General features: G+C 50.5%; 3 protein-coding genes and 1 pseudogene. 2 read left to right on the forward strand and 2 right to left on the reverse strand.

From position 1 onward, the window contains the following. The coding region (locus HMPREF9623_RS07725; RefSeq protein ID WP_009533341.1) for a PepSY domain-containing protein at positions 1–231 on the forward strand (231 nt) is incomplete at its 5' end. A gap of 195 nt (positions 232–426) precedes the next feature. Next, entirely contained in the window at positions 427–1,065 is a 639-nt protein-coding gene (locus HMPREF9623_RS07730; protein ID WP_009533342.1) for a class I SAM-dependent methyltransferase, read from the forward strand. A gap of 82 nt (positions 1,066–1,147) precedes the next feature. On the opposite strand, the gene HMPREF9623_RS12255 is transcribed toward HMPREF9623_RS07730, so the two are convergent. Both HMPREF9623_RS12255 and HMPREF9623_RS11730 read right to left on the reverse strand, forming a co-directional pair. Next, the gene (locus HMPREF9623_RS12255; protein ID WP_083826793.1) at positions 1,148–1,303 is read right to left on the reverse strand and encodes a hypothetical protein; all 156 of its coding nucleotides are present in this window, start codon (positions 1,301–1,303) and stop codon (positions 1,148–1,150) included. 16 nt (positions 1,304–1,319) lie between these two features. Then, positions 1,320–1,555 (reverse strand): annotated as a pseudogene (locus tag HMPREF9623_RS11730) (hypothetical protein); the annotation flags it as partial.

Here is a 1,555-nt window from a genome sequence, read left to right on the forward strand (position 1 = left end):
GCGGCAACCGAGGCATCGAGAGGCTTCATCGGTGTGGACCGTGCGAAGTCGATTGCTCTGGGACACGCGGGTGTCTCGGCATCCTCGGTATCCTTTTCCAAGGCGAAGCTCGATGATGATGACGGCAGAGGCGTATACGAGATTGAGTTCTATGTCGGAAACACAGAGTATGATTATAAGATCGATGCCTACTCCGGAGGCATCATCGAATATGATATAGACCGCGATTGATCCTTACAGATGCCCCGTTTCGGAAAATGATTCCGAACGGGGCTCTTGTTCGTTGATTGGCAGCGCGAACGGCATTACAATATACCTAGAGATGACATGGAAAAATCGGCCCGATTGAATGTAAGCGTTAGGCCGATATTCAGATCGAATATCGAGAAATTTGTCTGTAGAAGGTATGCGAAGTGAGGGGCAATTATGTTGGATAAAAAGGGCTTTGATCTCTGGGCAGAGGACTATGATAAGCTTGTGGGGATTTCCGAGGAAAAAAACACCTATCCCTTTGCCGGATACAGAGCAGTGCTCGGAAACATCTATCAAAGTATTATGCGAAAGCCGAAAGCTGTTGTTCTGGACCTTGGCTTTGGAAGCGGAAGGTTGACGGCCAGGCTGTATGAAAAGGGCTGTACCGTTTATGGGCAGGACTTTTCGGAGCGTATGATCGAACTTGCCGCGCAAAAGATGCCGGAGGCGAGGCTCTATCAGGGGGACTTTGCAGAGGGGCTGGCAGAACCGCTCCTCAGAGAACGCTATGACTTTATCATAGCGACCTACTCGCTGCATCATCTATGTGATGAGCAGAAGCTTCTGCTTTTGCAAGCCCTCCGCAAGCTGCTGAACCCGGGCGGGCAGCTTTTAATCGGCGATGTGATGTTTGAGGACCGGGAGAAGCTGGAGCAGTGTCGAAGGGAGGTGGGCGATGCCTGGGATGAAGAAGAGATTTACTTTGTTGTGGACGAACTGAAGCAGATGTTTCCGGAGTTCAGGTTTGAGAAAATTTCGTTTTGTGCAGGTGTGCTGGAGCTTGACTGTGAGGCGTTGCGCGCAAGAGAATAAAGAAAAAAGAGCGGAGCGCCTTGTTTTCTTAAGGCATTCCGCTCTTTTTTACGGTCAACAGATCAGAGTGTTGACCCAGTTCTTACGCACGACAGCACAGGCAGCCGCAAGGTCGTGTTTTTGCAGGGCGGAGATCAGCTCCTCTATCCTGTTGTTTAATCGGGGAAACAATACTCGCTTTTCCGGGGTAGATATCGATCAGGCGCTGGTCGGCGAGAAGCTGCATAGCCTCACGCACGGGAGTGCGGCTGACGTTAAAAAAATTGGAAATTTCCGAATTGTTGAGTTTTTTCCCCCGGTGCTAATGTGCCATCTATAATCCACTCGAGAAGAGTTTGATAGATGCGCTCCTTCGCCGTGCGAGAAGGTTTGGGCCGATTTGATTTTGGAAGAGGCATGACAGGGCAACCGTAGCGCCGACGGCTGAGAACCGCAGCAACAATAACTATATCGGCTTGGAAAGAGCAAAGGCGATTGCGCTGAGCGACGC

Origin of the sequence: Stomatobaculum longum, from assembly GCA_000242235.1 — a bacterium.
GTDB classification, from domain to species: domain Bacteria; phylum Bacillota; class Clostridia; order Lachnospirales; family Lachnospiraceae; genus Moryella; species Moryella longum.

Excerpts from the sequence above, each read along its gene's own strand:
- HMPREF9623_RS07730 (WP_009533342.1), top strand. The coding sequence starts at position 427 with ATGTTGGATAAAAAGGGCTTTGATCTCTGGGCAGAGGACTATGATAAG.